Raw genomic sequence first — 16,400 nt, forward strand, 5'->3', positions numbered from 1 at the left:
AGAGAGGCATGACGATCAGCATCGAGGAGCCGACCGTAGCGACGCGCAGGCGACCGTGGCGCTTTCGCGTGCGCATGCTGCGCCGCGTCCTCGGCCGCATGGTGCGCTCGATCGGCCCGCATGCCTTTTCGAGCCTGACGCGCCGCATCATCATCCTCAACCTGGCGGCGCTGATCGTCCTCGTCTCCGGCATTCTCTATCTGAACCAGTTCCGCGCCGGCCTGATCGACGCGCGGTTGGAGAGCCTGCTGACGCAGGGCGAGATCATCGCCGGCGCGATCGCCGCCTCGGCGACGGTCGAGACCAACAATCTCACCATCGATCCCGACAAGCTGCTGGAACTGCAGGCGGGCGAAAGCCTGGTGCCGGGCGAGAATTCGATCGAGGGGCTGGATTTCCCGATCAATCCCGAGCGGGTCGCGCCGGTCCTGCGCCGGCTGATCTCGCCGACCCGCACCCGCGCCCGCATCTATGATCGCGACGGCAGCCTGGTCGTCGATTCCCGCCATCTCTATTCGCGCGGACAGATCCTGCGCTTCGACCTGCCCCCGGCCGATGAGGAGCCGGCGCTGTTCGACCGCATCTGGCAGTGGTTCAACGTCCATCTGCAGCGCGACGACCTGCCGATCTACCAGGAGCTTGGCGGTTCGAACGGCCGCGGCTATCCGGAGGTCGCGACGGCGCTGGATGGCGGGCCGTCCTCGATCGTCCGCATCACCGATCGCGGCGAGTTGATCGTCTCCGTCGCCGTGCCGATCCAGCGCTATCGCTCGGTGCTGGGCGTGTTGCTGCTCTCGACCCAGGGCGGCGACATCGACCAGATCGTCCATGCCGAGCGCATGGCGATCGTCCGCGTCTTCCTGGTCTCGGCCGGCGTGGTCGTGCTGCTTTCCATCCTGCTCGCCAGCACCATCGCCGTGCCGCTGCGCCGGCTCGCCGACGCAGCTGACCGCGTGCGCCGGGGCGTCACCGCCCGGCCGCAGATCCCCGACTTTTCCAACCGTCGCGACGAAATCGGCCACCTGTCGCAGGCACTTCGCGAGATGACCGGCGCGCTGTTCAACCGGATCGAGGCGATCGAGAGCTTTGCCGCCGACGTCAGCCATGAACTGAAGAACCCGCTCACCTCGCTGCGAAGCGCCGTCGAGACCCTGCCGCTCGCCAAGACGGCCGCTTCCAAGAAGCGCCTGAACGACATAATCCAGCACGACGTCCGCCGTCTCGACCGGCTGATCAGCGATATCTCGGACGCGTCGCGGCTGGATGCGGAGCTGGCCCGCCAGGATGCGGCGCCCGTCGACGTCGCCGCGGTGGTCGAGGCCGTCGTGTCGATGGCGCGCGACACCACCCCGCCGGAAGGGCCGCGCGTGGCGCTGGAGATCGCCGAGGCGGAGGAGACCGATGCCTTCATCGTGCTTGGCCATGACAGCCGGCTGGCGCAGGTGTTCACCAATCTGATCGATAACGCCCGTTCCTTCTGCCGCCCGGATGGCGCCGTGCGCGTGTTCGTCCGCCGCAGCGGCACCTCCGTCGACGTCGTCGTCGAGGATGACGGTCCGGGCATCCGCGCCGAGCAGATCGAGCGCATCTTCGAGCGCTTCTACACCGACCGGCCCGAGCAGGAGGCGTTTGGCCAGAATTCGGGTCTCGGCCTCTCGATCTCGAAGCAGATCGTCGAGGCGCATCGTGGCCGGATCTGGGCCGAGAACCGTCCCAAGGGCAAGTTGACCAAGGCGGACCGGGCCGAGATCGTCGGCGCGCGCTTCACCGTCCGCCTGCCCGCGGCCGACGCGTGACCGCAATGGCGGGCACGGTCCACGCCAGCGCCGTATGGGTCGATGGTGCAGGCGTGCTGATCCGCGGGCCTTCCGGGTGTGGAAAATCGTCGCTGCTTCTGGCGCTGCTGATCGCCGACCGGCCGGCGAGCCGTCTGGTGGCGGACGACCGTGTCCAGCTCGCCGTCGTGGCCGGGCAGCTGCAGGCGAGCGTACCCGACATTCTGGCCGGACTTTTGGAGATTCGGGGCCAGGGCCTTGTTACTGTGCCGTATTTGTCGCCGGTTTCGATCGATCTTGTTGTGGATCTTGAACCGATCGAGCGCTGCGTCCGTATGCCGGAAGAGGCCGACCGCACGGCGCTGATCGAGGGCGTTGTGGTGCGCCGGCTCGCCCTTCCGCAGGGGCAGGCGGATGGCTGGATCCGGGTTCGCGCCGCATTGGCGTTCCGTTCAGCGATTGTCTAGTATCGTTCTTGTTCGTATGGAGAGCGCCCCGCTTTTTTCTTGCGTTGCGGTAGGGTTCGGTCAAGATGCGGCGCCATGGCCGATCATGACCGGCCGCCACAAAAAGCGGTCTCGACGTTTTCCTGGGCTTCCATCGGAGCCCGAACTGAGAAAAGCAGGTATTCGAAGGGCATGATCGGGCTCGTCCTTGTAACCCACGGCCAGCTCGCAACCGAGTTTCGGGCGGCTCTGGAGCACGTGGTTGGTCGCCAGACGCAGATCGAGACGATCGCGATCGGTCCGGAAGACGACATGGAGCAGCGGCGCCAGGACATCCTGGAAGCCGTGCTTCGGGTCGATGATGGCAACGGTGTCATCCTCCTGACCGATATGTTCGGCGGCACCCCCTCCAATCTGGCGATTTCGGTCATGGAAGCCGGCCGCGTCGAAGTGATCGCCGGCGTCAATCTGCCGATGCTGATCAAGCTCGCCAGCGTCCGCATCGACAAGCCGTTGGCCGACGCCGTCATCGGCGCCCAGGAGGCCGGCCGCAAATACATCAATGTGGCAAGCCAGGTTCTGGCAGGACATTGAAGCGCCCAGCATGACAGACACCGATACGTCCGAGCTCTATCGCGATCTGCCCATCGTCAACCGAAAGGGCCTGCACGCCCGGGCCTCGGCCAAGTTCGTGCAATGCGCCGACGCCTTCGAGGCTTCGATCACCGTGTCGAAGGACCAGAACACGGTCGGCGGCACCTCGATCATGGGCCTGATGATGCTGGCGGCCGGCATCGGCTCGTCGATCCGTGTCGCGGCCGAAGGCCCGGACGCCGAAGCCGCCCTCGACGCCATCGCAGCGCTGGTGGCCGACCGGTTCGGGGAAGAAGAATAGCGCCGTCCGGCGCGGCTCCCTCCAGGCGCACATAAAGACATCTTTATATCCTGATTGCTGCCAGGCGCTGTCTCCGCTATAAGCGCGACAAACCCAACGCATGGAGATCAGCAAGATGGTTGCCGCCAACGACTTCGCCATCAAGGATATCGGCCTCGCCGATTGGGGCCGCAAGGAACTCTCGATCGCCGAGACGGAAATGCCCGGCCTGATGAGCGTGCGCGCCGAATTCGGCCCGTCGCAGCCGCTGAAGGGCGCCCGCATCGCCGGCTCCCTGCACATGACCATCCAGACCGGCGTGCTGATCGAGACGCTGAAGGCGCTCGGCGCCGACCTGCGCTGGGCCTCGTGCAACATCTACTCGACCCAGGATCACGCCGCCGCGGCGATCGCCGCTTCCGGCGTCCCGGTTTTCGCCATCAAGGGCGAGAGCCTCGAGGATTATTGGGAATACACCCACCGCATCTTCGAATGGCATGACGGCGGCGTCCCGAACATGATCCTGGACGATGGCGGCGACGCCACGGTCCTGGTCCATCTCGGCCTGCGCGCCGAGGGTGGCGACACTGCCTTCCTCGACAAGCCCGAGAACGAGGAAGAGGAAGTCCTCTTCGCCGCGATCAAGAAGCGCCTGGTCTCGAAGCCCGGCTGGTATGGCGAGATCGCCCGCTCGATCAAGGGCGTCACCGAAGAAACGACCACGGGCGTCCACCGCCTGTACGAGATGCAGAAGAAGGGCACGCTGCTCTTCCCGGCCATCAACGTCAACGACTCGGTCACCAAGTCGAAGTTTGACAATCTCTATGGCTGCCGCGAGTCGCTGGTCGACGGCATCCGCCGCGGCACCGACGTCATGATGTCCGGCAAGGTGGCCATGGTCGCCGGCTTCGGCGATGTCGGCAAGGGTTCGGCCGCGTCGCTGCGCCAGGCCGGCTGCCGCGTGCTGGTGTCCGAAGTCGATCCGATCTGCGCCCTGCAGGCGGCGATGGAAGGCTATGAGGTCACGACGATGGACGACGCCGCCAAGCGCGCCGACATCTTCGTCACCGCGACCGGCAATGTCGACGTCATCACCATCGACCATATGCGGGACATGAAGGACCGCGCCATCGTCTGCAACATCGGCCACTTCGACAGCGAGATTCAGATTTCGGCGCTGCGCAATCTGAAGTGGAACAATGTGAAGCCGCAGGTCGACGAGATCGAGTTCGCCGACGGCCACCGCATCATCCTCCTGTCGGAAGGTCGCCTGGTCAATCTGGGCAATGCCACCGGCCATCCGAGCTTCGTGATGTCGGCATCCTTCACCAACCAGACGCTGGCGCAGATCGAACTCTGGACCAAGCCGGGCCAGTACGAGAAGAAGGTCTACACCCTGCCCAAGCACCTCGACGAGAAGGTCGCGGCGCTGCACCTGGAAAAGATCGGCGTCAAGCTGACCAAGCTCAGCGATAAGCAGTCGGCCTATATCGGCGTCGCGCCGGCCGGCCCGTTCAAGCCGGACCACTATCGTTACTGACCGATTAATTCGGCCCTGACGATCGGTCGCAGCCGATCTCTACCGGTCGTGGCTACCGAAGTGTTGAGGCGCTATATTTTGATGGCGCTCCGTCTTAACTGGCGGTTAACCACGATCAACTGACAATCCCAGGCCATGCGGGTCCCCCGCATGGCCTTTTTCTCGGCGTCATCGGCTTCACACCGGATTCCCGTACCCGCTACATTGGGGTTGATTCGCGTGAGGCCGGAGTTTGTAGTCGGCGCCGGGACGGGTCGATTTCATTTCTCTGACGGCGGAAGGGCCCTGCCGCATGCTTTGGCATCGCAGGAATTTGGACGGAACTCGCGGCGCAGGCCGCTGGAGGTTCGTTCTGCCGACTCTGCGACACACCATGCTCGCGGCAACCTCGCTGACCGGCATCGCGCTGGTCGCCGGCGAGGCGCTGGCCGCCGAGCCTTCGACGGGATCGCTCGACGCCGGCAAGACCGCGATGGCGAGCGCGCTGCTCGGCGTCGTCGCCTTCTCGGTTCTCAGCGCCGTGGCGCTGTTGCGGGCGCGCGCCCGGGCCGAGGCGGAGAACGCCGCCCTCAAGCACCGTCTCGCCGATCTCAAGGCCACAGCCGACCGGGCCGAAGCCCTCGTCGACGCCGATGACCAGCGCCTGGTCGCCTGGAGCGCGCCCGGCGAGCCGCCGCTGGTGATGGGCCGCCTGCCCAAGGCCTGCGGCGCCCCCGAGGAGCGGGCCGCCTTCCTCGCCTTCGGCACCTGGTTGACGCCTGACGCCGCCGGCCGCCTCGACGCGGCGCTGGAACAGCTGCGCCGTCGCGGCGATACTTTCACCATCGCGCTCGAGACCGCCAATGGCCGCTTCATCGAGGCAGCGGGCCGCACAGCCGGCGGCCGCGCCGTGGCGCGCTTCCGCGACCTTTCCGGCGACCGGCTCGCCCTGGCCGAGCTGGAGGCGCGGCACCAGCGCCTGACCGGCGATGTCGAGGCGATGCGCGCGCTGCTCCAGGCGACGTCGATGCCGGCCTGGATTCGCGGCAAGGACGGCAAGCTGTCCTGGGTCAATAATGCGTTTGCGCAGGCAGTCGAGGCGCGGGACGCCGCGGACGCGGCCAGCCGCAATCTCGAATTCCTCGATACCGCCGGCCGCGAGGCGATCGGCGCCGGCCATGACCAGCAGCCGGTGTTCGAGCGCCGGCTTCCGGCGATCGTCGCCGGCGCGCGCCGCATCTTCGACGTGGTCGATGTCGTTTCCGGCACCGGCAGCGCCGGCATCGCGATCGACGCGACCGAGCTCGAAACGGTACAGGGCCAGATGAAGCGGCTGGTCGAGTTCCATGCGCGAACCCTCGACCAGCTCGCCACCGCCGTCGCGGTCTTCGGCTCGGATCGGCGCCTGCGCTCCTACAATGCCGCCTTCCGCGAGCTGTTCAGCCTCGATGCCGGCTTCCTCGACGGCCAGCCGGATGAAAGCGCCGTGCTGGAGCGCATGCGCGCCAGCCGCAAGCTGCCGGAGCAGGCCGACTTCAAGAGCTGGCGCAATGAACTGCTGACCGCCTATCAGTCGCTCGACGCGCGCGAGCATTGGTGGCACCTGCCGGATGGCCAGACGCTGCGCGTGCTCGCCAATCCGCATCCGCAGGGCGGCATCACCTGGATCTACGAGAACGTCACCGAGCAGCTGGCGCTCGAGAGCCGCTACAATGCGCTGTCGCAGGTGCAGGGCGAGACTCTCGACCATCTGGCGGAAGGTGTGGCGGTGTTCGGCTCGGATGGCCGCCTGCGCCTCGACAACCCGGCCTTTGCCCGCATCTGGCATCTCGACCAGAAATTCCTCTCGACCCGTCCCCATATCGGCGAGATCGAGCGCGCCTGCCGGCGCCTGCACGATGCGCCCGAGGCATGGACGCGCTTTACCACCTCAGTGGCCGGCCTCGACGAGGGCAGGGCGCCGACCCAGGGCCGGATGGAACGCTCCGACGGCCGGGTCATCGATTATGCCACCGTGCCGCTGCCGGGCGGGCAGACCATGGTAACCTTCATCGACGTCAGCGACACGGTGCAGGTCGAGCGCGCGCTGACCGAGCGCAATGATGCGCTGGAAGCGGCCGACGGTTTGAAGAACGCCTTCATCCAGCACGTGTCCTACGAGCTGCGCTCGCCGCTGACCAACATCATCGGCTTCACCCAGCTGCTCTCCGATGTCTCGATCGGGCCGCTGACGGAGAAGCAGCAGGAATATACCGGCTACATCCTGTCCTCGAGCGGCTCGCTGCTCGCCATCGTCAACGACATCCTGGATCTCGCCACCGTCGATGCCGGCATCATCGCCCTCGACCTCGGCGAGGTCGATGTCGAGCGCACGGTTGCCGCGGCGATCGAAGGCGTGCGCGACCGGCTGCAGGAATCGCAGCTGGTACTGCAAACCCATATCCCGTCCGGCATCGGCAGCTTCGTCGCCGACGAGAAGCGCGTCCGCCAGATCCTCTACAATCTGCTCTCCAACGCGGTCGGCTTCTCCTCGCATGGCAGCTCGATCGTGCTTCGGGCCGAGCGTTCGGCCGATGCGATCGTCTTCAGTGTCGAGGACCAGGGGCCGGGCATTCCGCCAGAATTCCTCGATTCGGTGTTCGACCGCTTCGAAAGCCGCGCCGCCGGCTCGGCGCGCGGCGGCGCTGGCCTGGGCCTGGCGATCGTCAAGAGCTTCGTCGAGCTGCATGGCGGTACCGTCAGCATCCGCTCCGAAGAGGGGCGCGGCACCGAGGTCAGCGTGCATCTGCCGATCCGGCCGACCGAGCTGGCCGTTGCCGCTGAATGAGCACGCTGGAGCCGATCCGGATCGAGCTGCCGGATGAGGCGGCGACCCTCCGCCTGGCGGAAGATGTCGCGGCCAAGCTCGCCATTGGCGATGTCATCGCGCTGCGTGGCGATCTCGGCGCCGGCAAGACGAGCTTTGCCCGCGCGCTGATCCGTGCCGTGGCGGCGGATGCCGCCTATGAGGTGCCGAGCCCGACCTTCACCATCGTCCAGACCTATGACACCCGCCTGCCGATCGCTCATTTCGATCTCTACCGTCTCGGCTCCATCGACGAGATGCAGGAGATCGGTTTCGACGAGGCGGTGAGCGAGGGCGTCGTGCTGGTCGAATGGCCGGAGCGGGCCGAGGAAAGCCTGCCGGCCAACCGGCTGGAGATCGCGCTCGACCTGCATGGCGCCGGCCGGATGGCGACGCTGTCGGGCGGCGGCGACTGGCCGCAGCGGCTGGAACGCACGCTGGCGATTCGCGCTTTTCTCGATCAGGGCGGTTTTGCGGAGGCTTCCCGCCGCCATCTGCAGGGCGATGCCTCCACGCGCGCCTATGAGCGGGTCGAGACGCCGGAAGGCAGGCGCGCCGTGCTGATGGACGCGCCGGAACGGTCGCCGGGCCCGATAGTCCGCGATGGCCGCACCTATGACGATCTCGCCCACCGCGCCACGACCGTCCGTCCCTTCGTGGCGATGAGCGATGGCTTGCGCGCCGCCGGATTCTCGGCGCCCGCGATCCTCGCCGCCGACATGCCGGCCGGGCTGCTGCTGGTCGAGGATCTGGGCAAGGAGGGCGTATTGGTCGACGGGGCGCCGGATGCCGAGCGCTATGGCGTCGCCGTCGACGTGCTCGCGGCCCTGCACGCGACGCCGCGTCCGGTCGAGCTGCCCTTGCCGGATGGCACCCGCCACATCGTGCCGCCCTTCGATGCCGATGCACTGACGATCGAGGTCGACCTGCTGCCGCGCTGGTTCGCCAGGCACGCGACCGGCGCCTCTCTGTCCGACAAGGCGGAAGCCGAATTCGTCGCCGTCTGGCGCGACCTGTTCGCCCGGATCGACGCGACCGAGAAGAGCTGGCTGCTGCGCGATTTCCACTCGCCCAACCTGCTCTGGCTGCCCGAGCGCGAGGGCCTGCGCCGGATCGGCATTCTCGACCATCAGGACGCGATGATCGGCGCCTCGGCCTATGACGTTGCCTCGCTGCTGCAGGATGTCCGCGTTTCGGTCGAGCCGGCGCTGGAAACCGCGCTTGCCGATCGCTATGTCGCCGCGCGCAAGGCGCTGGGCGCTTTCGACGAGGCGGCCTTCCGCGAGGCCTATGCGATCTCGGGCGCGCAGCGCGCGACCAAGGTGCTGGGCGGATTTGCCCGACTGGCGGAGGCGGCAGGCAAGCCCCAATATCTCCGTCACATTCCCCGTGTAAGGGGCTATCTGAAGCGGTGCCTGCGCCATCCGGTTCTTTCCGGCCTGGCACTCTGGTATGAACGATACCTGCCGCTGGACGACTGACGGCCTCTGCGCGAGGCGGCCGGCGCCACAGCCAAGAACAACGGAACTGCCCGAGACCGATATGCCAACCTCCCCCTCCCAGACGCCGTTCCATCCGAAGCGGGCCATGGTGCTCGCGGCCGGCATCGGCAAGCGCATGCGGCCCGTCACGGCAACCGTTCCCAAGCCCCTGATCGAGATCGCGGGCCGCTCGCTGATGGATCACGCGCTCGACCGGCTGACCAAGGCCGGTGTCGAGGAAGTGGTGGTGAACGTCCACTACCTCGCCGATCTCGTCGAGACCCACGTCAAGAAGCGCAAGGCGCCCAAGATCCTCATCTCGGACGAGCGCGGCGCGCTGCTGGAGACCGGCGGCGGCATCACTAAGGCGCTGCCGCTGCTCGGCGACGAGCCGTTCTACGTGATGAATTCCGATTCGTTTTGGATCGAAGGGCCGCGCCCCAATCTCGATTGGCTCGCCCGCGCCTGGGACGACAGCCGCATGGACGCCCTGCTGATGCTGGCGCCGACCGTCACCGCGATCGGCTATCCCGGCCCCGGCGATTTCATCATGGACAAGGACGGCCGGCTCGCCCGCCGCATCGAGCGCACCGTCGCCCCCTTCGTCTATTCCGGCACTGCCATCCTGTCGCCGCGCCTGTTCGCCGATGCGCCGCAGGGCTCGTTCTCGCTCAACGTGCTGTTCGACCGCGCCATCGAGGCCGGCCGCCTGTTCGGCATCCGCATGGACGGCACCTGGCTGCATGTCGGCACGCCGGAAGCGATCCGCGAAGCCGAGATGTCGGTCTCCGAAAGCGCAGCCTGAGGCACGATGGCAAGGTCGGACCCGCGCGTCTTCACGATCCCGCCGGGCACGCCCTTTCTGCCGACCCTTGTCGACGCGCTGCTTTCCGGCCGGTTCGGGGCGATTACGAATCCGGCTAAGGATCCGCTGGCGCTCGCCGATATCACCATTCTCGTGCCGACCCGCCGCGCGGCGCGCTCGCTGCATGCCGAGATCCTGGAGCGACTGGGCGGCCGCGCCGCCATTCTGCCGGCGATCCGGCCGATCGGCGATGTCGACGAGGAAGACCAGATCCTCGAAGCCGCCGCCGACGATCCAGATGGCCGTCTCGTCCTGCCCGAGGCGATCTCCCGCCTCGACCGCCTGCTGGTGCTGACGCGCCTGACGCTCGCCTGGGGCCGGGCGGTGCGGCGCGAATTGCTGTCGCTCTCCGAGGACGACCGTGTGCTGGTGCCGGCCTCGGCCGCCGATGCGTTCCATCTCGCCGGCGATCTCGCGCGGCTGATCGACGACATCGAGACGACGGGCATCGCCTGGGTAAAGCTGGAGACGCTGGTTCCCGACGACCTCGCCCGCTACTGGCAGATCTCGCTCGATTTCCTCCGCATCGTCGGCGAGCAATGGCCGGCCTTCCTGAGGGAGCGCAGCCTTGCCGATCCCTCCGTCCGCCGCGATCATCTGCTGCGCGCCGCCGCAGCCCGCCTCGAAGCCTCGCCGCCGCGCGGCCTCGTCATCGCCGCCGGCTCGACCGGCTCGATCCCCGCCGTCGCGGAGCTTCTCTCCGTCATCGCCCATCTGCCGAATGGCGCCGTGGTCATGCCGGGCATCGATACGGAGCTCGATGCGAATGGCTGGATGGCCATCGGAGGCCTCTCGGCGCCGGCCCGCTCGGCGCCCGGCCATCCGCAATACGGCCTGAAGCAGCTGATCGAGAGCATCGGCGTGGAGCGCGACGAGATCGTCCCGCTCGGCGCGATGACGCCGGACATGGCCGAACGTGTCCGCCTGATCTCGGAAGCGATGCGCCCGGCCGAAACCACCGAGGATTGGGCCACCGCGCCGCCGGTCGCGGCGTCGGCCATCGGCGATGTCGCGCTGGTCGTCGCCCGCACCGAGCAGGAGGAGGCGGTCGCCATCGCGCTTGCCATGCGCGAGGCGATCCGCGAGCCGGGTAAGACGGCGGCGCTGGTCACCCCGGATCGTCGTCTCGCCGGCCGCGTCGCCATCGAGCTCGGCCGCTTCGGCTTGTCGGTCGATGATTCCGCGGGCCGTCCGCTGATGACCTCCTCGCCCGGCACGCTGGCGCGCCTGCTGGTCGCGGCAGCGAAGTCGAACGGCGCGCCCGTCGATCTGCTGGCGCTCGCCAAGCATCCGCTCGCCTCGTTCGGGCTCGGTCGCGCGGCCTGTCGCGCCGCGATCGACATCCTCGACCTGGTGCTGTTTCGCGGCCAATTGCTTTCCGACGGCCTCGAAGGGCTGGTCGAGGCATTGGATCGGGCCGAGGCGGACCTGCCGAACGCGCGTTATGCGCCCGCGGCCGTCAAGCGGCTCGGCGCGACCGAGTGGCAGGCGGCGCGCGATCTCGCCGGCCGGATGGCCGAGGCGATCGAGCCGCTTAGCCGACTCATGGACGGCGTGAATGCCTCCGACGCCAAGGCGATGACATCGGCCGTCGTCGCCGCGCTCAACCTTGTCGCCGCGCGCGACGACGGCAGCGCCGACGTGCTGTGGGCCGAGGAATCCGGCCAGGCCCTGGCGACTCTTCTCGCCGGCCTGATGAGCGACGACGCCCAGGCGCTCGACATGGCTGGCTACGAATATCCGGGCTTCCTCGACGCGACCATGGCCGGCGTCGGCGTTCCGGCCCGGCCCGGCTCCGATCCGCGCCTGTTCATCTGGGGCACGCTCGAGGCTCGGTTGCAGCAGGTCGATCTGATGGTGCTGGGCGGGCTCGACGAGGGCGTCTGGCCGTCCGAGACCCGCACCGACCCCTGGCTGTCGCGCTCGATGCGCGCCGAGCTGGGACTGGAAGCGCCGGAGCGCAAGCTCGGCCAGTCGGCGCATGACTTCACCAGCGCTCTGTCAGCCGGCAAAGTTGTCGTCACCCGCGCCGAGCGGCGCGGCGGCACGCCCACCGTCGCCGCGCGCTGGTTGCAGCGCCTGCTGGCGCGCCTCGGCAAGGGCGAGGCCAAGGCGCTTGCCGGCCGTGGACTGCGCTATCTCGACTGGGCCCGTGCGCTCGACCGCACGGCCCGGCCGGTGCCGATCCGCCGCCCCGCGCCGCTGCCGCCGCTGGAAGCCCGGCCGCGCCGCTTGTCGGTGACCGAGATCGAGACGCTGATCCGCGATCCCTACGCGATCTATGCCCGCCGTATCCTGAAGCTCGACCCGCTCGATCCGATCGGCGTGGTGCCGGACGTGGCGCTGCGCGGCACGCTGATCCATGAGGCCCTCGGCGATTTCATCCAGGAATGGCAGGGCCCGTTCGACGCTACGGCGCTGACGGCGCTGACGATCATCGGCCGCCGCGTCTTCGCGCGGATCGAGGCGTTCCCGGCCGTCTATGCGCTGTGGTGGCCGCGCTTCCTGGTGATCGCCGAATGGTTCATCGGCTGGGAGGCGAGCCGGGCTTCGGTCGCCCACCGCCATGCCGAGATCGGCGGCGCCTGGGCGTTCCCGGCGCCGGCCGGCGAATTCAAGCTCACCGGCCGCGCCGATCGCGTTGATATCCGGTTCGACGGCTCGCTCGAGATCCTCGATTTCAAGACCGGCTCCCCGCCAAGCGCCAAGCAGCTTTCGACCGGCCTCGCGCCGCAGCTGGCGCTGGAAGTGGCGATGGCGCGCGGCGGCGGCTTCGACCGGGTCGAGGCCGGCGTCTCCGTATCCACGCTCGGCTGGATCGGCCTCGGCAAGGTCGGCAAGGGCGATCCCTTCTCCTCGGCCGTCACCAAGGACAAGACGGCCGATGAGCTCGGCGACGAGGCCAGGGCGCGGCTCTATTCGCTGATCGAAGCCTTCGATGATCCGAAGCGCGCCTATGTCTCGCGCGCCCGGCCGATGTTCGAGACCCGCTTTGAAAGCCCCTACGATCATCTCGCCCGCATCCGGGAATGGGCGCTGGGCGACGCCGAGGAGGGCGGCGAATGAGCGGCGTGATCTCGGTCGACGACAAGACGAGGGACACCCAGTCGCGGGCAACGGATCCCGAGGCCTCGGCCTGGGTTTCCGCCAATGCCGGCTCCGGCAAGACCTATGTGCTGGCGCGCCGCGTCATCCGCCTGCTGCTCAATGGCGCCGACCCGTCCTCCATCCTGTGCCTGACCTTCACCAAGGCGGCGGCGGCGGAAATGTCGAGCCGCGTGTTCGAGATCCTCGCCGGCTGGACGACCATACCCGACGCCGAGCTGGCGGCGATCCTGGCCGATTATCAGGGCGTGCCTGCTTTGCCGGCGCATCTGATCAGCGCCCGCCGGCTGTTCGCCCGCGCGCTGGAGACGCCGGGCGGGCTGAAGATCCAGACCATCCACGCCTTCTGCGAAAGGCTGCTGCACCAGTTCCCGTTCGAGGCGAACGTCGCCGGCAGCTTCGAGGTGCTGGACGATCGCGGCGCGTCGATCCTGATCGCCGAGGCGCAGCGCCAGGTGATCGCCCGCGCTTCGCTGGAGGCCGACACGGCGCAGGGCCGCGCCTTTGCGCGCGTGCTGGAGGCGGCGAGCGACCAGGGCATCGATGCGGCGCTGGCGGCGATCGTCGCCTCGCGCGACGCGGTGCGCGAGTTCATCGTCCGCTCGGGCGATCTCGCCAATGGCCTGCGCGATCTGCGCCGCGCGCTCAGTCTTGGCGCGGGCGAGACGGCGGAAAGCCTGCGCGAGCGCATCGGCTCGGAAATCCCGTTCGACGAGGCCGAGCTGAAGCAATTGGTCGACCGGCTTTCGGCCAGCGGCGCCAATGACCAGAAGAGCGCGGCGCGCCTGGCGCCGATCCTGACGGCCGAGACGATGGAAGGCCGGGCGGCAGCCTGGCTCGGCTTCTGGATGAAGCAGGATGGCGATCTTCGCGTGGTCGGCAGCCTGACGGCCAAGGGCGTCCGGACCGCCTGGCCCGGCCTGGAGGAAATCCTGCAAGAGGAACGTGAGCGCATCGAGTTCCTGCTCGATCGCATCGCCGCGGCCGAGGCCTATGCCGTCACGAGCGCGCTGCTGATCCTCGGCGACGCGGTGATCGGCCACTATGAGCGGGCCAAGCAGCTGCGCGGCGCGCTCGATTTCCAGGATCTGGTGGTGAAGACCGCCAATCTGCTGGCGCGTTCGGACGCCGCCGCCTGGGTGCATTACAAGCTCGACCGCGGCCTCGACCATATCCTCGTCGACGAGGCGCAGGACACCAGCCCGCGCCAGTGGCAGGTGATCGAGCGGCTGGCCGGCGAGTTCTTCTCGGGGCAGAGCGCGCGCGACATCATCCGCACCTTCTTCGCCGTCGGCGACGAGAAGCAGTCGATCTATTCGTTCCAGGGCGCGGTGCCGGCCTGGTTTGCGCGGCAGCGCGAGGCGATCGGCCGGGGCGCGCGCGAGGCGGGCGCGCTGTTCCACGAGCTCGAACTGCAGCTCTCCTTCCGCTCGACCCCGGACGTGCTGGCCGCGGTGGATGAGATCTTCCGGCCCGAGGACGCCCATACCGGCCTGACCCAGGCGAAGGCGGCCCCGGTCCATGCCGCGGCGCGCCGGCTCGATCCAGGCCGCGTCACCTATTGGCCGCCGATCGAGGCCGACAAGCCGCCGCAGCCGGACGACTGGCATACGCCGCTCGACCGGCTCGACGAAAAGAGCCCGGAAGTGCGGCTGGCCGAGCGCATCGCCGAGACCGTCGCCGGCTGGAAGCGGGACAAGGCGACGATCGCCGCGACCGGCAAGCCGATCCGCGAGGGCGGCATCCTGGTGTTGACGCGCAAGCGCGGGCCGCAGACCGACGCGATCAACCGCGCGCTGAAGGCGGCGGGTCTCTCGGTCGCCGGCGCCGACCGGTTGGCGCTGGCAAGCCATATCGCCGTGCTCGACCTGCTGGCGCTGGCCGAAATCCTGCTGCAGCCGCGCGACGACCTCGCGCTCGCCGCGCTGCTGAAGAGCCCGCTGATCGGCCTCACCGAGGAGCAGCTGTTCGAGCTGGCGCATCCGCGCGGCGGCTCGCTCTGGTATGCGCTCGACCGCTCGACCGATCCGGCCGCGATGGCCGCCTCGGCGCGGCTGAAGACCTGGCGCAGCCGGGCCGAGTTCATGAGCCCCTACGCCTTCTTCGCCCGCATCCTTGGGCCCGATGGCGGCCGCAAGCGGCTGCTGGCGCGGCTGGGGCCGGAGGCCGACGACGTGCTGGACGAGTTCCTGGCGCAGGCTTTGGCGCATGAGCAGGCCTCCGTGCCGTCTTTGCAGGGCTTTGTCGGCTGGATGCGCGAGGCCGCGACCGAGATCAAGCGCGACGCCGACCTCGCCCGCGACGAGATCCGCGTCATGACGGTGCATGGCGCCAAGGGGCTCGAGGCCGACATCGTCTTCCTCGTCGATACCGGTTCCAAGCCGGTGCATGCGAGCCATGACCCGAAGATCGTGGCGCTGGCCGAGGATCCCGACGATGCCGATGGCGCGCCGCTGATCTGGGTCGCGCCCGGCGCCCGGAAGCCGCAGATTGTCGAGCAGGCGATCGGCACGCTGCGCGACAAGGCGCGCGAAGAGTACCGCCGGCTGCTCTATGTCGGGCTGACGCGGGCGCGCGACCATTTGATCGTCTGCGGCACGGTCAAGGCGAATACCGGTGCCGATCTGCTCTGGCACGAACTGGTCGGCAAGGCGCTCGGCGTCGATGGCAAGACCGTTCCGGTCGAGCTGCCGAGCGAAAGCTTCGACACGATCGAATGGCGGCAGGACTGGAGCCGCCAGGCGGTGCCGCCAGTCGCCGAAACAGCAGGGTCCGGCGAGCGCCCCATCGCGCCGCTGCCCGATTGGCTGGCCGAAAATCCGCCGCCGCCGCCCACCCAACCGAAGCGGCTGACGCCTTCGGCCGCGGTCGGTTTCGCGGAAGCCGAGCCGGCCTTTCCGCCGGTGACCGCGCTGGATGCAAGGCTCGATCCGGCGGCGTTGACGGCGCTCGATCGTGGCCGGATCATCCACCGCCTGCTGCAGGCGCTGCCGGACCAGCCGCCCGAGCAGCGCGCCACCATTGCCACGCGCTATCTGGAAGTGGTAGGCCGCGAATGGCCGGAGAGCGCCCGCCAGGGCCTGCTAGAGCGGATCCTGCCGATCCTCGACGACGCCAGCTTCTCGGCCCTGTTCGGGCCGCAGAGCCGCGCCGAGGTGCCAATCGCCGGCTCGATCGAGACGCGCAGCGGCACTGCGTCCGTCTCCGGCCGGATCGACCGGCTCGTCGTGCTGCCGGACCGGGTGATCCTGGTCGACTACAAGACCAACCGCCCGGCGCCGCGGGAGCTTTCCGAGGTGCCGGAAGCGCATCTGGCGCAGCTGGCGCTCTACCGGGCGCTGCTTTCCACGCTCTATCCCGACCGGCCGATCGAGACGGCGCTGCTCTGGACCGAGATCCCGCTGTTGATGGCGATCCCGTCGGAGTTGCTCGATAGTCGCATGGCTGCCATTACCGCGGCGTGAAATCCCTTTGCCTTGACCGGCAAGAG

At 68.4% G+C, this 16,400-nt stretch carries 10 protein-coding genes; all 10 read left to right on the forward strand.

What is annotated here, in order from left to right:
* Positions 1-8 precede the first annotated feature (8 nt).
* Complete coding sequence (locus ABIE08_RS17570; protein WP_396306413.1) at positions 9-1,796, forward strand: stimulus-sensing domain-containing protein; 1,788 nt, start codon at positions 9-11, stop codon at positions 1,794-1,796.
* Between the two features lie 5 nt (positions 1,797-1,801).
* Positions 1,802-2,242 carry an HPr kinase/phosphorylase gene (locus ABIE08_RS17575; protein WP_354553070.1) on the forward strand — a complete coding sequence of 147 codons (441 nt, stop codon included), beginning with the start codon at positions 1,802-1,804 and terminating at the stop codon, positions 2,240-2,242.
* A 171-nt stretch (positions 2,243-2,413) separates the two neighbouring features.
* A complete protein-coding gene (locus tag ABIE08_RS17580; protein WP_354553599.1) occupies positions 2,414-2,815 on the forward strand; it encodes a PTS sugar transporter subunit IIA in 402 nt (133 codons plus the stop codon).
* A 10-nt stretch (positions 2,816-2,825) separates the two neighbouring features.
* Positions 2,826-3,116: an HPr family phosphocarrier protein gene (locus ABIE08_RS17585; protein ID WP_354553072.1), complete on the forward strand. Its 291-nt coding sequence runs from the start codon at positions 2,826-2,828 to the stop codon at positions 3,114-3,116.
* 115 nt (positions 3,117-3,231) lie between these two features.
* The gene (gene ahcY, locus ABIE08_RS17590; protein WP_354553074.1) at positions 3,232-4,635 is read left to right on the forward strand and encodes an adenosylhomocysteinase; all 1,404 of its coding nucleotides are present in this window, start codon (positions 3,232-3,234) and stop codon (positions 4,633-4,635) included.
* Positions 4,636-5,008: 373 nt separating this feature from the next.
* The gene (locus tag ABIE08_RS17595) at positions 5,009-7,441 is read left to right on the forward strand and encodes a PAS domain-containing sensor histidine kinase (RefSeq protein WP_354553075.1); all 2,433 of its coding nucleotides are present in this window, start codon (positions 5,009-5,011) and stop codon (positions 7,439-7,441) included.
* Positions 7,438-8,940, forward strand: a complete 1,503-nt coding sequence (tsaE, locus tag ABIE08_RS17600) for a tRNA (adenosine(37)-N6)-threonylcarbamoyltransferase complex ATPase subunit type 1 TsaE (protein WP_354553077.1) — start codon at positions 7,438-7,440, stop codon at positions 8,938-8,940. The genes ABIE08_RS17595 and tsaE overlap by 4 nt, the downstream gene beginning before the upstream one ends.
* A gap of 61 nt (positions 8,941-9,001) precedes the next feature.
* Positions 9,002-9,745 carry a nucleotidyltransferase family protein gene (locus ABIE08_RS17605; RefSeq protein WP_354553079.1) on the forward strand — a complete coding sequence of 248 codons (744 nt, stop codon included), beginning with the start codon at positions 9,002-9,004 and terminating at the stop codon, positions 9,743-9,745.
* A gap of 6 nt (positions 9,746-9,751) precedes the next feature.
* Positions 9,752-12,871, forward strand: coding sequence for a double-strand break repair protein AddB (gene addB / locus ABIE08_RS17610; RefSeq protein ID WP_354553081.1), 3,120 nt, complete (start codon positions 9,752-9,754; stop codon positions 12,869-12,871).
* On the forward strand, positions 12,868-16,374 hold the full coding sequence (gene addA / locus ABIE08_RS17615; protein ID WP_354553083.1) for a double-strand break repair helicase AddA: 3,507 nt from the start codon (positions 12,868-12,870) through the stop codon (positions 16,372-16,374). The genes addB and addA overlap by 4 nt, the downstream gene beginning before the upstream one ends.
* The last annotated feature ends 26 nt before the right edge of the window (positions 16,375-16,400 follow it).

Source organism: Kaistia defluvii, from assembly GCF_040548815.1.
Lineage (GTDB): Bacteria > Pseudomonadota > Alphaproteobacteria > Rhizobiales > Kaistiaceae > Kaistia > Kaistia defluvii_A.